Origin of the sequence: Halomonas sp. BL6 (assembly GCF_006228115.1) — a bacterium.
Lineage (GTDB): Bacteria > Pseudomonadota > Gammaproteobacteria > Pseudomonadales > Halomonadaceae > Vreelandella > Vreelandella piezotolerans.
The window spans coordinates 400463-416423 of record NZ_VDGL01000002.1 but is presented as its reverse complement, the minus strand read 5'-3'; the positions used below and the strand labels follow the sequence as shown (position 1 = coordinate 416423).

15 protein-coding genes are annotated in these 15961 nt (G+C 58.7%); 2 read left to right on the top strand and 13 right to left on the bottom strand.

Annotation, left to right across the window (positions count from 1 at the left end; translation table 11 throughout):
* The first annotated feature begins 56 nt into the window (after nt 1-56).
* Complete coding sequence (locus FHJ80_RS05475; RefSeq protein WP_044629892.1) at nt 57-983, top strand: LysR family transcriptional regulator; 927 nt, start codon at nt 57-59, stop codon at nt 981-983.
* Nucleotides 984-986: 3 nt separating this feature from the next.
* Here FHJ80_RS05475 and FHJ80_RS05470 read toward each other — a convergent pair whose 3' ends face one another.
* The 7 genes from FHJ80_RS05470 to phnD form a co-directional block, all read right to left on the bottom strand.
* Nucleotides 987-3092 carry a methyl-accepting chemotaxis protein gene (locus tag FHJ80_RS05470; protein ID WP_139526006.1) on the bottom strand — a complete coding sequence of 702 codons (2106 nt, stop codon included), beginning with the start codon at nt 3090-3092 and terminating at the stop codon, nt 987-989.
* 143 nt (nt 3093-3235) lie between these two features.
* Nucleotides 3236-5104 carry a methyl-accepting chemotaxis protein gene (locus FHJ80_RS05465; RefSeq protein ID WP_139526005.1) on the bottom strand — a complete coding sequence of 623 codons (1869 nt, stop codon included), beginning with the start codon at nt 5102-5104 and terminating at the stop codon, nt 3236-3238.
* 102 nt (nt 5105-5206) lie between these two features.
* On the bottom strand, nt 5207-5638 hold the full coding sequence (locus FHJ80_RS05460; RefSeq protein ID WP_139526245.1) for a host attachment protein: 432 nt from the start codon (nt 5636-5638) through the stop codon (nt 5207-5209).
* Between the two features lie 91 nt (nt 5639-5729).
* On the bottom strand, nt 5730-6539 hold the full coding sequence (phnE, locus tag FHJ80_RS05455) for a phosphonate ABC transporter, permease protein PhnE (RefSeq protein ID WP_139526004.1): 810 nt from the start codon (nt 6537-6539) through the stop codon (nt 5730-5732).
* Complete coding sequence (phnE, locus tag FHJ80_RS05450; RefSeq protein ID WP_139526003.1) at nt 6533-7339, bottom strand: phosphonate ABC transporter, permease protein PhnE; 807 nt, start codon at nt 7337-7339, stop codon at nt 6533-6535. The genes phnE (FHJ80_RS05455) and phnE (FHJ80_RS05450) overlap by 7 nt, the downstream gene beginning before the upstream one ends.
* Nucleotides 7326-8132 (bottom strand): phosphonate ABC transporter ATP-binding protein, encoded by an 807-nt coding sequence (gene phnC, locus FHJ80_RS05445; protein ID WP_139526002.1) that lies wholly within the window; start codon nt 8130-8132, stop codon nt 7326-7328. The genes phnE (FHJ80_RS05450) and phnC overlap by 14 nt, the downstream gene beginning before the upstream one ends.
* Before the next feature lie 57 nt (nt 8133-8189).
* Entirely contained in the window at nt 8190-9179 is a 990-nt protein-coding gene (phnD, locus tag FHJ80_RS05440; protein WP_139526001.1) for a phosphate/phosphite/phosphonate ABC transporter substrate-binding protein, read from the bottom strand.
* A gap of 158 nt (nt 9180-9337) precedes the next feature.
* On the opposite strand from phnD, the gene FHJ80_RS05435 reads away from it, so the two are divergent.
* Complete coding sequence (locus FHJ80_RS05435) at nt 9338-9931, top strand: histidine phosphatase family protein (protein WP_139526000.1); 594 nt, start codon at nt 9338-9340, stop codon at nt 9929-9931.
* Here FHJ80_RS05435 and FHJ80_RS05430 read toward each other — a convergent pair.
* The 6 genes from FHJ80_RS05430 to FHJ80_RS05405 form a co-directional block, all read right to left on the bottom strand.
* Nucleotides 9928-10320 (bottom strand): RidA family protein, encoded by a 393-nt coding sequence (locus tag FHJ80_RS05430; protein ID WP_139525999.1) that lies wholly within the window; start codon nt 10318-10320, stop codon nt 9928-9930. The genes FHJ80_RS05435 and FHJ80_RS05430 overlap by 4 nt on opposite strands.
* Before the next feature lie 97 nt (nt 10321-10417).
* Complete coding sequence (locus FHJ80_RS05425; RefSeq protein ID WP_269202181.1) at nt 10418-11194, bottom strand: amino acid ABC transporter ATP-binding protein; 777 nt, start codon at nt 11192-11194, stop codon at nt 10418-10420.
* A gap of 38 nt (nt 11195-11232) precedes the next feature.
* The gene (locus tag FHJ80_RS05420) at nt 11233-12333 is read right to left on the bottom strand and encodes an amino acid ABC transporter permease (protein ID WP_139525998.1); all 1101 of its coding nucleotides are present in this window, start codon (nt 12331-12333) and stop codon (nt 11233-11235) included.
* 20 nt (nt 12334-12353) lie between these two features.
* Complete coding sequence (locus FHJ80_RS05415; protein ID WP_139525997.1) at nt 12354-13544, bottom strand: amino acid ABC transporter permease; 1191 nt, start codon at nt 13542-13544, stop codon at nt 12354-12356.
* 84 nt (nt 13545-13628) lie between these two features.
* On the bottom strand, nt 13629-14654 hold the full coding sequence (locus FHJ80_RS05410; RefSeq protein ID WP_139525996.1) for an amino acid ABC transporter substrate-binding protein: 1026 nt from the start codon (nt 14652-14654) through the stop codon (nt 13629-13631).
* Nucleotides 14655-14867: 213 nt separating this feature from the next.
* Nucleotides 14868-15890, bottom strand: coding sequence for an amino acid ABC transporter substrate-binding protein (locus FHJ80_RS05405; RefSeq protein WP_139525995.1), 1023 nt, complete (start codon nt 15888-15890; stop codon nt 14868-14870).
* Nucleotides 15891-15961: the final 71 nt, after the last annotated feature.

Genomic DNA, 15961 nt, shown 5'->3' with positions numbered 1-15961 from the left:
TTATCTTTAAAATCGATATAGCCCTTCGCCGCTCACTCGACAGAGAGGTTTTGGTCATGCATTACACCCTGCGGCAGCTAGAGGTCTTCGTGGCCGTTGCCCAGCACGAGAGCGTTTCCCACGCGGCGCGTGCGCTGGCCATGTCGCAATCGGCCACCAGTACGGCGCTGGCCGAGCTGGAGCGCCAGTTCGACTGCCAGCTGCTCGACCGCATTGGGAAACGGCTGAAACTCAACGCGCTCGGCTTTCAGCTACTGCCCAAGGCGGTGGCGCTGCTGGACCGCGCCGAGGAGGTCGAAGAGTTGCTGCGGGGCCAACAGGGCGTGGGAGCTTTGGACGTGGGGGCCACGCTCACCATCGGCAACTATCTCGCCACGCTGCTGATCAGCGATTTCATGCAGCGCTATCCCGGCAGTCGAGTTCGGCTGGCGGTGCGCAACACGCGGCATATCATCGAAGGCGTGCGCCAGCACTCGTTGGATTTAGGGCTGATCGAGGGGCAGTGCGATGACGACATGATCATCAGCCAGCCCTGGGTCGAGGATGAGCTGTGCGTGTTCTGCTCGCCGCGTCACCCGCTGGCGGGACGCGAGCACCTGGAGCTGGATCAACTGCTGCGCGAAGACTGGATCATGCGCGAGGAGGGCTCGGGGACACGCATGACGCTGGAGCATGCCGCCCGCCACCGCCGCAGCCGGTTCAATACCCTGCTGGAGCTGGAGCATACCGAGGGCATCAAGCGCGCGGTGGAATCGGGGCTGGGCATTGGCTGCGTTTCGCGGCTGGCGCTGCGCGATGCCTTCCGGCGCGGCAGCCTGGTGCCGCTGCCCACGCCGGAGTTGGATTTAAAACGCCAGTTCACGTTCATCTGGCATCGTCACAAGTACCTGACCACCGGCGTGCGCGAGTTTTTACGTCTCTGTCGCGAAATGACCGCCGGGGCCAAGCGCAGCGACGATATCCCGCTGCCGCCGATTCCCTAGCGGCTAAACCTTGGCCTCGTCAGGGCTTGGCAGCGTCTGGGCCGGTTGCTGTGATGCTTCTAGCGTAAAGCCTCCCACCAGCGCGGCCAGCCTGTCCGCCTGGTATTTGAGCTGCTCCGCTGCGGTGGTGGACTCTTGCACTAGAGCGGCGTTTTGCTGGGTCATTTGGTCCAGATCGCTCACCGCGATGCTGACTTGATTGATGCCATCGTTTTGCTCACCGGCGGCGGTGCTGATATCGCCGAGCATGTGGGTGACGCGCGTCACGCTATCGGCCAGCTCGTGCATGGCGGCCTCGGCATCGCGTACTAGTTGCGTGCCGCTTTCGACCTTGTCGGCAGACGCATCGATGCGCTGGCGGATATCCTTAGAGGCGTCGCTGCTGCGCGAGGCCAGCTTGCGCACTTCATCGGCCACCACGGCAAAGCCGCGCCCGTGCTCGCCAGCTCGCGCAGCTTCCACTGAGGCGTTGAGCGCTAGCAGGTTGGTTTGAAAGGCAATGCCGTCGATCACGCTGACGATGCTTTGAATCTCTGCCGAGGTCGCACGGATGTCATCCATGGTCGAGACTACCTCAACAAACGCTTTGTCGGTACGGGAAGCTAGCTGCGAGGCGGTGTTGGACAGCCCGCTGGCCTCTTGGGAAGCGTGGGTGGTGTGGCTGACGGTGCTGCTGATCTCTTCCATCGCTGCCGACGTTTCTTGCAGGCTGGCAGCGGCTTGCTCGGTGCGCCGTGAGAGGTCATGGCCGCCCTGGGTGATCTCGCTGGCCGCGTGGTTCACGGCCTCACTGCTGCGCCGCACGTCCAGAAGGATGGCCTGAATTTTTTCGGCAAAGGCGTTGAACTGCTCGGCCACGGCGGCGCTTTCATCGCGGCCATGCACGGGCAGGCGCTGAGTGAGATCGCCATTTCCAGAGGCGATCTCTTCCATTCTGTTCGCTAAGCGCTTGAGCGGTCGGGCAATGCGGCCACCAATCCACCACAGTGCGGCGATGCCGATGGCTGCCACTAGCAGCCCCACCAGCGTCATGCCCAGGGTGTTTTGCTGGCGCTGGTCGCTCAAAACGTTCTGTAGCGCGTTGAGTTCGGCGAGCACGACGGACTCGGGCAACTGTAGTACCAGCACCCATGGCTGTTCGGTATCGCCAATGGTCAGCGGCTGGTAGCGCTGAAACATGCCGTTGGCCATGCTGCTGTAGAGGCTGCCTTGTGTCGTGGCTTCGGCAATGCCGTCAAGCGCCGTGTCGCTCAGTGCGTTGCTGGCAGGCAGGCCCAGGGCCTCTTCACCGTGGGTGTCCGCCACCAAGCCGCCGCGCCCGGCAACCAGCGCCATCCGGCCTGCGCCGTCATATAGCGCGGCGTTAGCGTCGCTCAGCAGCGTTTGGATGAAGTTCAGCGAGAGGTCGACCCCAGCCACGCCGCGAAATTCGCCATTCACCAAAATCGGTGCGTTAAACGAGGTGACCAGCTGTGTCTCGCCGTCGTAATCGTAGGCGGCTGGGTCGATCACACAGGGGGCGAGCGTTTCGCGCGGGCAAAGGTAGTACTCTCCCTCTCGCACGCCGCTGGCTAGGCGGGTGTCGCTCTCCATGGTGTCACCCAGTGGCAAGACGTCGAGCGAGCCATCCCCGGTGCGGTACCACCAGGGCATGAAGCGGCCGCTGCCATCGTGGCCGTAGCGCTCGTCGCCAGCAAAGCGGGCATCGTCACCAAAGGCGTTGGGCTCCCAGCCGATGAAGGCATCCAATAGCGCCGGGTTGTCAGCCACCGTTTGCCGCACCAAATTGGAGAGCTGACGGCGGCTCAGATAGAGCGCGCGCTGGCCTTCGGCATCTTCCACGCCCATGAGGGCGTTGGTGGTGGCGAGCTGGCTGGCCAACGTCATGGCCTTGTCCAGCTCGCGTTGAATCCGCTCCCCTTCTGCTTGGGCAATGGCATCGAGTCGCGCGTCCAGTGCGCTTTGCATGAGCGTTTGGGTGTGCTCTTCGACGGTTTGTTGGGTGCGGGCGGCCGCGATGAGGTTATAAACCACCAGCGCGGCAACAACGGCGAGCAGGCAAGGGCCTGCCAACGCCAAAACGAGAGAGCGAAGGGAGCGAAAGTGCATAGAAGCGCGGTCCTGTTTCAGCAAACGGCGAAAGAGCCTATCGGGTGCCATCTTCGAATCAGTAGAACAAAGATTCATGGCTAACGCGTGACATGGCCGCCTCCGCAGACGTGAGGGCGGAAGCGGCCATGAGTGACTAACGGTTAGAAACTCTCTGTAGTGCGCGGTAGGCGATCCTGCGGCGCTTGTAGCGTGGGTGATGCCGCTTTAGAAAGTTTGAAACTGCTGATCGTGCCGGTTAGGTGATCCGCTTGCTCTTTCAACTGCTCGGCGGCGGTGGTTGACTCTTCGACCATGGCGGCGTTCTCTTGGGTCATCCGGTCCAGTTCGGCGACCGCAATATTGACCTGTTTGATGCCGTCGCTCTGCTCGCTGGTGGCCGCGTTGATCTCTTCCAGGACGTCGGTGACGCGGGTGATATGTGCGACGATATCCTGCATGGTGCTGCCAGCATTACGCACCAAGGAGGTGCCGTTATTCACCTTGGCTTGGGAGTCCTCGATCAATTGCTGGATATCGCTGGCTGCATCGCTACTACGGCCTGCCAATTTGCGCACTTCATCCGCCACGACGGCAAAACCGCGACCGTGTTCGCCTGCGCGGGCGGCTTCGACCGAGGCGTTGAGGGCCAGCAGGTTGGTCTGGAAGGCGATGCTGTTCATCAGCGTGACGATCTCGCCAATCTTATGGGAGGCGTTGGAGATGTCTTCCATGGTGGTGACTACGTTCGACACGACCTGCCCACCCTCTTTGGCGACTTCGGTGGCCGCGTGGGAAAGCTTGTTGGCTTCCTGGGCCGAGGCCGCCGTATGCGCCACGGTGCTGGTGATCTCTTCGACTGACGCCGAGGTCTGCTGCAGGCTCGAAGCGGCGTTATCGGTGCGGCGGGAAAGATCTTGTCCACCCATGGCAATCTCGTTGGCGGCGTGGTGCACCGATTCGCTGCTGGTACGCACGTCGATCAAGACTGCTTCCATCTTGCCCACGAAGCGATTGAAAGCACTGGCGATTTGGGCGACTTCGTCGGTGCCTTCTTCCGGCAAGCGCTGAGTCAGGTCCCCTTCACCCGAGGCGATGTTATCCATCGCATTGCGGACGCCTAGTAGACGACGCAGCAGCAGTGACAGCAGCATGCCAAACACGACGGCCGTGATGGCCGCAACGATCAGCAGCGTCACGATGGACGTTGTCGCAATGGCGCGTAGACCTGCCGTGGCTTCTGCGTCATCCAGCGCCACGACCAACTGCCAACCGCTGTTGCCACCTACACTGCTGCCCATCAGGAGTTTGTCGTTGCCTTGTAGGGTGAGCGGTTGCGGGGTGTCCGCTTGCACGATGCGTGTCAGGTCGGAAGGGGTGAGCGCATCGCTAAGCGCGCTTGCAGGCTCCAGCGTCAGTGACGCGTCGGGGTGGGCGACCAGAGTGCCGTCGCTCGTCGTTAGAAAGCCGAAACTGGATGGGGTCGGCGCGATACTAGCGACGATATCGATGACGTCGGCAATCGTGATGTCGGCGCCTACCACGGCGGTGAGGTCACCATTCTGATAGAAAGGCCGAGCGAAGGTCACGATCAAACCGCCTGTTTGCGCATCGACATAAGGGGCAGTAATGATGGTGTCCTGTGCGCTCACGGCACCTTGGTACCAAGGGCGCTGGCGCGGGTCATAATCGCTGGGAGGTTGCCAGCCGTCTGAGAAAATCCCTTCTGAGGTAGACGGGTACGCGATGTAGGCGGTCATAAAGTCGCCAGAGTCGGCTAGCTGCCGCAGCGCTTGTAGCGGTGCCTCGCTACCAACGGCATGCTCCATGCTGGCCAGCATCGTAAAGCGAGCGTTGAACCATTCGTTAATGGCCTGTGTGTTTCCATTCACAACAGCGCTGAGATTGCGGTTTACCTGTTCACTATTATGATGCTTAACGGTGGTGTAGCTGGCAATACCATTGGCCGTCAAAGCCAACACGATAGCCATGAGGGCCGCCAGAAGGATGCGTGTACGTAGGGAGGAAAACATGGTCGCTCTCGGGATCATCAGGATTCATGATGGGTATCGGCGAGAGCGACGCTGTCTTTAGCAAAAAGCAGGAAAATAGTAAGTAAGTGCTAACTGCGTTGACTAACGCAAATCGCTGACCGCCTGTTGGATGTCGGCCAACGAGGCCTTGCTAAAATCTTTCGATAGCGTATGCGTGACCAGCTTTTGCGTGGGATTATCGAGTTTTTCTTTGAGCAGACCCAAGAACTTGGGAGGCGCGACCATGATCAGCTTCTCCATGCGGTTGTCTACCCGGGCAGCATAGAGTCGCTGGGCGACTTCTTTGGCAAATAGCTCGTTTTCATGTTGAGAGGCTGCGCCCTCTTCGCCAGAGGAGCGTGATGACGTCGACGTCGACTCGTGGACGTCGGCACCGCGACGGTCCGTGATCAAGTCGCCTTCATGCAGTCTGCCTGCGGCGTGTACCAAGCTCTCCTGCTCGGCGAGATGGAGCGCATCACGGGTGAAGATACGTGCGCGTGCGGCATCGGCTACCACGATATAGGTGGTCATTGTCATACGTCCTCCATGTCGTTGATTACCCTTTAACCATGGCAAGCGTTTAGGGTTTGGTCAAACGCCTGCCCATTTGCCCCAAGGCCCGTTAAAGTACCTTACTGCGCAGCAGGCTGGTCACCGCTTCGCCGAGCAGTACCAGCACGATAATGGCGATGAGAATGGTCGCCACGGTTGGCCAGGCAAAGGTATCGATCGCGCCTTGCAGAATGACCCCAATGCCCCCTGCGCCTACCAAGCCCAATACCGTGGATTCACGAATGTTGATATCCCAGCGCAGCACCACGATGGCAAAAAAGGCAGGCATCACCTGGGGTACGATGGCGTAGGCCACGACTTTCGCTTTCGATGCTCCCGTCGCCTCCATGGCTTCCACGGGGCGGCGGTCGATCTCTTCGATGGCTTCGCCCATGAGTTTGCCGATAAAACCAATGGAACGAAAGACGATGGCCAGAATGCCCGCCAGCACGCCGGGCCCAAAAATGGCCACGAACAGCAGGGCCCAGATGATCGTATTCACCGAGCGGCTAGAGACCAAAATGAAACGGCCTAACCACAGGCAAGCGCGGTTAGGTGTGGTGTTTTGGGCCGCCATGTAGGCAACAGGTAAGGCTAGAAAAATCGTCAGGAACGTCGCCAGCGTGGCGATATGCACGGTTTCCATGAGCGCATTGAGAATACCGCTGAGTCCGACCGCGCTTGGCGGCCACATGCGCGCCCCGAGGTTCGATATTTGGTTGGGAGCATCCCACACCCAGGGCCAAAAAATATCGATATCACGCACGGCCCAAAACACCAGCATCAGCGTGGCGAGCAGGGCGGCGTAACGGATCAGCCGCTCTTTGCGGTCGTAACGCTGCCAAATACGGTCAGCGAGTAGCTGTTCGCGATCTACCATATTTTTTTCCTCACCCAGCCGCTGATCCCTTCGCTGAGCAGAATCACCGCGATAATGACCAGTAAGATGGCAAACGCAAAGTCGTAATCGTAGCGCCCAAAGGCATTCATCAAGGTGCCACCAATGCCGCCTGCACCGACGATGCCCACGACGGCAGAAGCACGCAGATTACTATCGAGCTGGTACATGGACAGACCGACTTGGCGTGGCAGAATTTGTGGGAACACCGCATAAAACAGCGTAACGAGATAGCCAGCCCCGGTCGAACGCATGGCCTCTACTTGGCCCCAGTCGATCTCCTCTATCTCTTCAGCGAGCAGCTTACCGACAAAGCCAATGGAGTAGAGTGTCAGCGTGAGTATTCCCGCCAGCGGGCCAAATCCCACGGCGGCAACGAACAGGATGGCGACAATCACGGGGTGAAAGCTACGCGAAATAATGATGATGCTGCGCCCTAACAGGTAAACAGGCAGCGGCGCGATATTACGGGCAGCCATCACCGCAAATGGAATCGAGAGCAACACCCCTAATAGCGTGGCGAGAATGGCAATTTGAAAGCTCTCTTTAAACCCGGTGAGCAGTAGCTCATAGCGCTCTAGGTTCGGCGGAAAACCGCCGCTAAAAATGCGCGCCGCGCGGGGGAGACCCTCCGAAATACGTTCCCAGTTAAAGGGCAGCGAGCCAAACGCCCACACCAGATACCCTACTGTCATCACGAGTAATCCGTAGCGCAGCAGTGGGTTGGCGATAAACGGTGGCTTTTTCCAGGCTCTAGGCGTGGGCGGGTTAGACGGCGTCATGGCGTGCCCCCTCCACGGCGGTGCCCGGCGTCTCGGTGATGGCATCGTCCGGCGCTTCGATGCCGCCATAAATGGCGTCCAACGCGTCTTTATTGAAATCCCCAGGCTGGCCGTCAAAAATCATCTTGCCGTGACGCAGGCCCACGATGCGCTCGGTATAGGTTTTGGCTTGGGCGACGTTATGGATGTTGATCAATACCGGCAGCGACAGCTCGTTCGCCAGGCTCTGTAGCAGCATCATGATTTGCTCGGAGGTGCGCGGGTCCAGCGAGGCGGTGGGTTCATCTGCCAGCAACACGTCCGGCTCTTGCATCAAAGCACGTACAACGCCCACCCGCTGGCGCTCGCCACCAGACAGCTCGTCTGCGCGCTTGTTAGCGTAGTGGGCAATGCCTACGCGTTCCATGAGCACAAACGCACGCTCGATATCGGCGGGTGGGTAGCGGCGTGAAATGGCTTGGTAAAAGCTGACGTAGCCTAGCCGCCCTGCCAGCACGTTCTCCATCACGGTTAACCGATCAAGTAAGTTGAATCCTTGAAACACCATGCCAATTTTACGGCGTGCCCGGCGCAGTTCGGCCCCTTTCAGGTTCACAAGTTCGGTGCCATTGAGTTTGATTGAGCCAGAGGTGGGCTCTACCAAGCGATTGATACAGCGCAACATGGTGCTTTTACCGGCGCCGGAGGCACCTACGATAGACACCACGCTGTTGCCCTCCACCTTCAAATCGAGGCCTTTCAGCACGGCCTCGCTGTGGCCATATCGTTTGACCAAATTCGTGATTTCCAGCATGTGTCCGCATCCATCGAAAGACGAAGAACCGCGCCGCGACAAGCGGCGCAGCACGCGTTACTCCAGGTTGTCAGGCGTGTAGGTCACGCCATTGGCGGCCTGAATGGTGCGAATCACCTGCCAGTTGTCTTTGTAGGTGATGGGGATGAACTTCTCGACGCCTTCGAATTCGTCACCTAGCTCGGTGCCCACGAAATCGAAAGTAAAAAACGCTTCTTCGATTTTCTCTACTAGGTCAGGATGTAGGTTATAAGCGTAGTTATACGAGGTAGTGGGGAAGCGATCGGATTCGTAGATCAGTCGAACATCGTCGGTATCGTAAAGGCCACGCGCGGCCATGCGCTCGACGACTTCAGAGGCGACCGGAGCAGCATCGTAATCTCTGGCTACCACGCCCAGCATGGATTGATCGTGGCTACCGGAGTAAACCACCTCGTAATCCTTTTCCGGCGTGATGCCCAGCTCGGGCAGGAGCGCTCTCGGCGCTAAGTTGCCCGAGTTCGAAGTGGGCGAGGTATGCGCCACGCGCTTCCCTTTCAAGTCTTCCAGCGTCTCGATGTCCGAGTCGACGTGGGTAAATAGCTGCAGGGTGTAACCGAACTGGCCGTCATCAGAGCCCATCAGCGCAAAGGGCACGGCACCGGCTAGGTTGACCGCAAACGGCGTTGGGCCAGTAGAGAACCCCGCGATATGAAGACGACCGCTGCGCATGGCTTCTACCTGGGCGGCATTCGACTGCACCGCAAAGAAGCGCACATCGCGCCCGGTGACGTCCGATAAGTGGTCGATAAAGGGCTGCCAGATATCGGAATAAATGGCGGGATCTTCCACTGGGGTATAGGCAAAAATCAGCGTGTCGGGGTTGGCCCATTCCGACTCATCGGCCGGGCGGTCGGCGACCATGTCACCATTTTCATCGCAGTAAAGGGTGTCCAAGTCGCCCCGCTCGCATTCGGCGTAGGCAGGGCTGGAGAGTAACGCAAGGGGAAGTAGCGAGATAGCCGTGAGCATGGCAAGCGGACGCTTGCGCAGATGTAGCGTTTTCATAGTCAGCCTCTTACGTGCATTATTGTTGTCGCGTATGCCCACTGCTGCGTCGCAAGTGTGTGCTTCGATCAGCGTCTGTTTCGCAAATGGACATTTAAAAGCGCAGATGTTTATTTTTCGAAAACGAGCATCTTCAATCTAGGGTTTGTTACAAAGATATGTCAAACACTTTCCTGACCCCCTCCTACCATTGGCGAAACCGCTATCTGCTGATGCGCCATGGCCATAGCCAGGCCAACGCTCAGGGGAAAATCATCAGCTCTCCGGAGCAGGGCCTGGCGAACTACGGGTTATCAGAGCAGGGTGAACAGCAACTCGCCGAAGCGCTGGCGCAGTGGTCCTGGCCGGTGCCGACACAGATCGTGCATTCGGACTTTTTACGTACGACACACACCGCCGCCCGAGTGGCCGCCGCGTTTGGGGTGGGAATGCAGCAAGAGGCGGGCTTGAGGGAGCGCCACTTTGGCGAATTGGAGGGGCAGGCGGATAGCCACTACCCAGACGTGTGGGCCTTCGATGCCAAGAGCGCCGAGCATACCCAGTGGCAGGTAGAGCCGGTTAGCCGAGTAGCAGCACGGATGTGTGCCGTGCTGGAAGCCTTGGAGCAGCGCTTTACTAACGAAACGGTGCTGATCGTCAGCCACGGCGATCCGCTACAAATTCTGCTCACGGCGCTGGCGGGCAAGCCGCTGACACAGCATCGGGAGCAGCCTGCGCTGCTACCCGCCAGCATTACCCTCGTCGGCGGTTAAGCACCCTCTTTGGGAGGAATCCAGGCGATCATATCCACCTCCACATCCGCGCCGCCCGCAAGCCCAGTCACGCCAATGCAGGTGCGGGTGGGCAGCGGCTTGTCGAAATAGCTGGCGTAGACCCGGTTCACTTCATCGAAGTGCCCCATATTGGTGATGAACACCCGCGACTGCACCACGTACTCGAAGCGGCTGCCCACCTCTTCCAGTACGATGGCCAGGTTCTGCATCACCCGGTGCGTTTGTTCGGTAAAGGTGCCTAGCAGCATCTCATTGGTTTCCGGCACCGTGGGCATCTGGCCGGTGATGAACACCAAATCCCCCACGCGGCAGGCGTGTGAAAACGGCGCAATGGGTTGCGGTGCACGATCGATAAATAGCTTTTCCATGATGACTCGCTCGTTGTGGTGTTGTGGCGTAGAAAACCCATAAAAATGGGCCTCATAGGAGGCCCAGGTTCAGCACTGTGGGGCGCTGTAAGCTGACTTAATGCCCCAGAATCTGGCTCAAGAAGAGCTGGGTACGCTCGGACTGCGGGTTGTTGAAGAACGGCTCCGGCGCGTTCTCTTCGATGATTTGTCCTTGGTCCATGAAGATCACGCGGTCGGCCACGGTCTTGGCGAAGCCCATTTCATGGGTCACGCAGAGCATGGTCATACCCTCTTCGGCCAGTTCGATCATCACGTCCAGTACTTCCTTGATCATCTCCGGGTCGAGGGCCGAGGTGGGCTCATCGAACAGCATCACGTCCGGATGCATGCACAGCGAGCGGGCAATCGCTACCCGCTGCTGCTGGCCGCCGGAGAGCTGGCCGGGATACTTCTTGGCCTGCTCGGCAATACGCACCCGCTCCAGATACTGCATGGCCATGGCTTCGGCCTCTTTGCGGGGCTTCTTCTGTACCCACATTGGCGCGATACAGCAGTTTTCCAGCACCGTGAGGTGAGGGAACAGGTTGAAATGCTGGAATACCATGCCGACGCTGCGGCGAATCTGCTCGATGCGTTTGACGTCTTGGGTCAGCGGTACGCCACCCACCACGATCTCGCCTTTTTGGTGCTCTTCTAGGTGATTGATGCAGCGGATCATGGTGGATTTGCCCGAGCCAGAAGGCCCGCAAATGACGATCCGCTCGCCGCGTTTCACTTCCAGGTAGATATCCCGCAGCACGTGGAAATCGCCGTACCACTTGTTCACGCCGCGCATTTCGACCATTAGGTCAGAGGGGCTGGTGCCAGGGGTGTTGGTCGCTGCTTGAGTCATGTCACTATCCTGCTAAAAAATCGTTGATAAAAGCGGCGTTAGCGCTTGTGGCCGGTATGCAGCTTGCGTTCTAGGTACTGGCTGTAGCGCGACATGCTGAAACAGAAGATCCAGAACATGAAGGCGGCAAACACGTAACCTTCCAACGAGAAGCCGAGCCAGCGTGAGTCGGCTAGAGCCGCTTGCACGATCCCCAAGAGGTCGAAGAGGCCGATGATCATGACCAGGGTGGTATCTTTGAACAGCGAAATGAACGTATTCACGATGCCTGGAATCATCATCTTCAACGCCTGGGGAAGGATGATCAGCCCCATGCGTTTCCAGTAGGTCATGCCGAGAGCCGCTGCCGCCTCTTCCTGGCCTTTAGGGATGGCCTGTAAGCCCCCGCGAATGACCTCCGCCATGTAGGCGCTTTGGAACAGCGTCAAGCCGATCAAAGCGCGCACCAGGCGGTCGACGCTCATATCCGAAGGAAGGAACAGCGGCAACATCACCGAGGCCATGAACAGCACGGTGATCAGCGGTACGCCGCGCCAGAATTCGATAAATACCACGCAAAAGCTTTTGACGATCGGCATGTTCGAGCGACGTCCCAACGCCAGTACGATGCCGATCGGTAGCGCGCCTACCATGCCCACAGTGGCCAGCAGCAGCGTTAGCATCAGGCCGCCCCAGCGGTGCGTAGGCACCTGGGGAAGGTCGAAGTAGCCGCCGTAAAGCAGTACGAACGAGATAATGGGGAATGCCACCAGCGCAAAGATGGCCACCCAGCGCTTGAAAGGCAGCTTGGGAATCGCCAGCCAGCCAATCAGCGTAAAGAACATGGCGAACACGATATTGGCGCGCCAGATCTCTGAACTGGGATATAGGCCATAAATAAACTGCGTCAAACGTGCGTTGATGAAGACCCAGCAAGCGCCTTCCCGTGAGCAGTCGTCGCGTGTGGTGCCTACCCAATCGGCGTTGATGAACGCCCACTGCACGGTAGGCACGACGAGCAGATAGAGGATATAGAGGCCGATTAACGTGAAGATCGTATTGATCGGCCCGTTGAATAGGTTCGTTCGCAGCCAAGCAATCGCGCCAACGGAGTTGCTGGGCGCTGGCCGCTGTTCGATCATCGTTTGATTATGAATCATGTGTGGCTCCTCGCCTCAGCCTAGCGTTCAACCAGCGCCACGCGGGCGTTGAACCAGTTCATGAACATCGACACCAGCAGGCTGATCGTCAGATACACCGCCATGGTCATCGCGATGACCTCGATGGCCTGGCCCGTCTGATTCAGCGTGGTGCCTGCAAACACCGACACGAGGTCCGGATAGCCAATGGCCGTGGCCAGCGACGAGTTTTTGATCAAATTCAGGTATTGGCTGGTGAGCGGGGGGATGATGACCCGCAATGCCTGAGGAATGATGACGAGGCGCAGCACCAGGTTGCGCGGCAGACTCAGTGCCTGCGCCGCTTCGGTTTGGCCATGTGAAATGGCCTGAATACCGGAGCGCACGATCTCGGCAATGAACGACGCCGTGTAGATCGAGAGTGCGAACCACAGCGCCAGAAACTCAGGAATCACCGTGATGCCGCCGCGGAAGTTGAAGCCACGCAGCTCGGGCATTTCCCAAGTAATGGGTACGCCAGTGGCCAACATGACCAACAGGGGCAGCCCAAAGATCAGTACAAAGGAGATCCAGTAAGCGGGAATTCGCTGCCCCGTGGCTTCCTGACGGCGTTTTGCCCATATCACCAGCGCAATACTGGCCGCGATGGCGATCACGAAGGTGACAGGAATCAGCCCGAAGCCCGATTCGAACAGCGGCTCAGGTAGATAAAGCCCGCGTACGTTAAGAAACACGGCCTCGCCGAACGCGAGGCTTTCTCGAGCGCTGGGGAGCGCCCGCAGCACGGCAAAGTACCAAAAGAAAATCTGCAGCAGCAGCGGAATGTTACGAAAGGTTTCGATATACGCGGCGGCTAGCTTGGCGATCAGCCAGTTGGGCGATAGACGAGCGATACCGACGATAAAGCCAATGATGGTGGCGGCAATAACGCCCAACCCACCCACCAGCAGCGTATTCAGCAGGCCAACGAAGAAGGTGCGGCCATAGGTGCTTTGGGAAGAGTAGTCGATCAGACTCTGAACGATCCCAAAACCGGCGGTATTACTCAGGAAGCCAAAACCTGTGGTGATACCCCGTGAGGAGAGGTTGTCTTGCACGTTGCCGACGATATAGAACAGAAAAGCGATGACAGCGGCAATCAGCAGACATTGAAAGATGAGCGCACGTTTGGCGCGGTCTCGCCAGAACGGTGGCTTTTGGCCAACGGGGCGAGCGTTAGGTCTTACGGACATGGGTGGCGTCTCCGCGATACGGAAGGTCAATCAAATGGCCCGCCATGACCAAAAAGGGTGGCGGGCCGGGGTCAAGCGAGACGCTTAGCGAATCGGCGGTGCGTACTGGAAGCCGCCTTGGTTCCACAGGGCGTTGACACCGCGTTCGATTTCCAGCGGTGAACCCATACCTACGTTGCGCTCGAAGCTTTCACCGTAGTTACCCACTTGGCTCAGGATGTTATAGGCCCAGTCGGCGTCAAGACCCATGCCTTCACCATAGTTGCCGTCCTGGCCGAGTAGACGCGCTACGTCCGGGTTATCGGAGCTGAGCATCTCTTCTGCGTTCTCGCTGGTCACGCCGTACTCTTCACCGTTGATCATGGCGAACAGCGACCACTTCACGATGTTGAACCACAGATCGTCCCCCTGACGTACGACCGGGCCCAGCGGCTCTTTGGAAATGACGTCGGGCAGAATCATCGCGCCCGACGGGTCGTCGAGCTGAATGCGCAGGGCCGCCAGCTGAGAAGTGTCAGACGTCAGAACGTCACAGCGGCCAGCCTGGAAGCCACCTACGGTTTGCTCGGAGGTATCGAAAACGATGGGGTCGAACTCCATTCCGTTGGCACGGAAGTAATCAGCCAGGTTCAGCTCGGTAGTGGTGCCTGATTGAATACAAATCGCCGCGCCATCCAGCTCGGCCGCGCTGGTGATACCCAGGTCGCGAGAGACCATGAAGCCCTGGCCGTCGTAGAAGTTAACGCCGGTGAAGTTCAGACCCAGGGTAGTGTCGCGGGTCGTGGTCCAGGTGGTGTTACGAGACAGAACGTCCACTTCGCCGGACTGCAGCGCGGTGAAACGCTCGACGGCGTTCAAAGAGATGTAGTTGACGGCATCGGCGTCGCCCAGTACCGCAGCGGCCACGGCACGGCATACGTCAACGTCGAGGCCCTGCCAGTTACCGTTATCGTCCGGGGCGGAAAAACCTGGCAGGCCGTCGCTGACGCCACACTGTACGGCACCACGTTCGCGGGTATCTTCCAGCGTATCGGCTTGGGCGGTCGCCACGCCCGCAAGAGAGATGGCGCCTGCGGAGGCCAGAAGTACCAGGTGTTTCTTATTGATCATGTTGTGTTCCCCTTCCTCGATTTAGTGTCGTTATGCATGGTGATGCATCACTAAAAGCTAGCAAGGAAGGTGCCAAAAAAGATATGTCGTCAAATTCAGCGCTTTTCAACGTAAAATCAGCGAATTTAACGAAGGTCTTGGTGCAAAAAAGTGCGCCAGCGGCTACGCACTGCGCCTTTTTGGTGCGCAGCCGCTGGCGAGTGACCGAGCGCACTAGCGAATGGGCGGCGCGTACTGAATGCCCCCATCTTTCCACAGGGCATTCAGGCCACGGGCAATGTTGAAGTCGGAGTGGGTGCCCACGTTGCGTTCATAAATATCCGCATAGTTACCGACCTGTTTGACGATTTGGTAAGCCCAATCTGATTGTAGGCCCATGGCCTCACCAAAATCACCGTCTTGCCCAAGCAGGCGCATCACATCGGGATTTTCTGAGCTTAGCTGCTCATCCACGTTGGCTTGGCTGACGCCCAGCTCTTCGGCATTCAGCATGGCAAACAGTGACCACTTCACGATGTTGAACCACTGATCATCGCCTTGGCGTACGGCGGGGCCTAGCGGCTCTTTAGAGATGATTTCCGGTAGGACGACGGCCATGTTGGGATCGGCCAGTTGAATGCGCTGGGCGTAGAGCTGCGAGGCATCCGAACTCAAGACGTCGCAGCGGCCTGCTTCGAAGCCCGCAATCGACTGCTCGGGTGAATCGAACACCACCGCATCGTAGGTCATGTCGTTGATACGGAAGTAGTCGGAAAGATTGAGTTCGCTGGTAGTGCCCGACTGCGTACACACCGCCGCGCCATCCAGCTCTTGCGCGCTCTGCACGCCCAAGTCGCTGGCCACCATGAAGGCTTGGCCGTCGTAGTAGCTCACACCGGTAAAGTGCATGCCCAGTGTGGTGTCGCGGCTAGACGTCCAGGTGGTGGTGCGAGAAAGGACATCTACTTCACCTGATTGCAACGCGGCAAAGCGCTCCACCGAATCCAACGGCACGAAGTTGACCTTGCTGGCATCACCCAGCGCGGCGGCCGCCACGGCACGGCACACATCGGTATCCAGACCGCGATACTCGTCGTTATCGTCTAAGGACGAAAAGCCGGGCTGAGCCGCGTTGACGCCGCAGCGCACGCTGTCGCGCTCTTGCACCGTTTGTAGCGTATCGGCCATGGCCGTGGGTACCCATAGGGCGGGCGCTAACAGGGTGACTCCCCATCCAAACCAACGCGTGGTGTTCATTTGTTATTCCTTAACGTGGCGCGCACGATGATTGGCGCATAAAAAAGCCGGGCAGAGCCCGGCCAGATACC